The organism is Mordavella massiliensis (assembly GCF_016901695.1).
GTDB lineage: Bacteria > Bacillota > Clostridia > Lachnospirales > Lachnospiraceae > Claveliimonas > Claveliimonas massiliensis_A.
This window is the reverse complement of record NZ_JACJKS010000044.1, coordinates 1-1,840: the sequence shown is the minus strand read 5'-3', so window position 1 is coordinate 1,840 and position 1,840 is coordinate 1. Positions and strand designations below refer to the sequence as shown.

General features: G+C 39.9%; 3 protein-coding genes. All 3 read left to right on the top strand.

Annotated features, from left to right (window positions below; genetic code table 11):
* Nucleotides 1-83 precede the first annotated feature (83 nt).
* The 3 genes from H6A20_RS12975 (at nucleotide 84) to H6A20_RS12965 (ending at nucleotide 1,605) form a co-directional block, all read left to right on the top strand.
* Nucleotides 84-389, top strand: coding sequence for a hypothetical protein (locus H6A20_RS12975; RefSeq protein WP_204907519.1), 306 nt, complete (start codon nucleotides 84-86; stop codon nucleotides 387-389).
* Nucleotides 390-719: 330 nt separating this feature from the next.
* The gene (locus H6A20_RS12970) at nucleotides 720-1,010 is read left to right on the top strand and encodes a hypothetical protein (protein ID WP_204907518.1); all 291 of its coding nucleotides are present in this window, start codon (nucleotides 720-722) and stop codon (nucleotides 1,008-1,010) included.
* A 49-nt stretch (nucleotides 1,011-1,059) separates the two neighbouring features.
* Nucleotides 1,060-1,605 (top strand): DNA methyltransferase, encoded by a 546-nt coding sequence (locus H6A20_RS12965; RefSeq protein ID WP_204907517.1) that lies wholly within the window; start codon nucleotides 1,060-1,062, stop codon nucleotides 1,603-1,605.
* The last annotated feature ends 235 nt before the right edge of the window (nucleotides 1,606-1,840 follow it).

The following is a 1,840-nucleotide window of genomic DNA, read 5'->3' as shown; positions in this document are numbered from 1 at the left end:
GGGCTTCCTCCCATGATAAAACGCAGGCAGTATTATGAGGCTTTGGAACTGGTAGCATAGTCAGTGATATCTTTGAGATAAATGTGTCAACTAATCTTGACAATATCAAGAATATAAAGTACTCAGTCATTATTGGCTCGCCGAATTTATGTGCTGTACGCGTCGGAGATTTTTTTGGAATACTGGAGTACGTCTGGGAGTGGCCGTTTGAAAAGTATCCTGACAATTATCGCATTCAAGCTCCCAAGGAGCTTATAGAGGATGAGTACTATTCCAGATTCGTAAAGGGCTTATGGGTTGTTCCTGATAAGACGGAAGAGGAAGTTGCGGCTGCAGCTATTGCAGCAGGAAAGGCAAGATTCGAATTTGGAGAAAAGCCTGATGTATAAGGATTCTAATGTTGAGGCGATGGGATTTCAGACCTGTTCCCTCAGAGCGAAGTCTTGAAGCGGTCGGCAAATCTGTGGGTTTGCATATTATAGGAAGGAGCAAGGTCTTTGACCTGTTTCCGAGAACGGACAAGGGTAAAAATCGGTGTGTTTTAAGGTAAAAACACGCTTTGATAAATTCCCGCGAACGTCCACGAACGATCACGAATCTAGCTACACACTTGACATCAAGATGAAGCAATCGAGCCACTGTGAGACGGTGGCTCTGTTGACGAGAAAAGCCATTATTTAGTAAACAAATAAAAATTTGAAAAACCTCGGAGGAGAAAAATGAATTTTAAAGCTGATTGGAGCTTTTTACAGAAAATAAGTATGGGCGCTGTAGCATCAAGAGCAGTGATTGACAAACTGAATTCTTGCGGTCATGAGGTTATAGAACTTGAAAGGTATAGTACATCAAATAAAATTTGGTCGACAAAGATTAAAAGGCTTAGATTGCCAGATTTAATATGCCTAAAATGTGGAAGAAGAATTGAATCAAGAGCAAAATCTAAACTTGATGTAAGAATGTCTGATAATGAGAATAACCCTGATAGACGGTGTGATATGCTCCCTCTATGAGAGACAGTGAAAAAGAAAAAACACTGTCAAACATGGAGGGAGCATTGTCATGTCACAAAAGTCAAAACTAAGTCTGCAAGGAAAGGTTAAAATTATCCGCAAATATATGAATGGAGCGGTGAGTCTAAATAGTGCGGCAGCAGAAGCTGGTGTATCTTATGAAACACTTCGGCAGTGGGTCATGCAGTATCAGGCAGAAGGAGCGGTCGCTTTTCTGCCAGGCAGGAAGAACCACACGTACAGCCCGGAATTAAAGCTACAGGCGGTGCAGGACTATTTTCCAAACAGTGAAAGTAATAGTAAGTACCTACGTTATTGCAAAAAGTGTAAGATTAAAGGACATCCAGCAAGATTTCCTATGGCTTTACCAGAATTTTTTATTAAATTTTTAACTGACGAAGGAGATCTTGTAGTTGATATTTTTGGTGGAAGTAATACTACTGGAATGACAGCAGAAAATCTGCGCAGGAGATGGAAGACATTTGAAATATCGCAGGATTATGTAGCGGCATCTGTATTTAGATTCGTCGATTCAGAAGAGAAGGCAAAAGAGTGCTATGAGTCTATCTTAGCAGGGAATAACGTAACCTTATAAATAATAATCTTGCAATGACCGTGGTCATTGGGAGGATTTTAATTGTTGATCGAATCCGGATCAACTGGTTTTTGAGGATTTATCGGCTATATTTGTACACCATTTTCACGAACGAATTTTACCGGAATTTTAGAGCCTGTGAAGAAAAGTCTGTAAATAGGATTCTTCTATGATAAGAACGGGTGAAAGGCTTGAAAAATAAGCTTTTCACCCTTGTTTTATATATACCATCCGT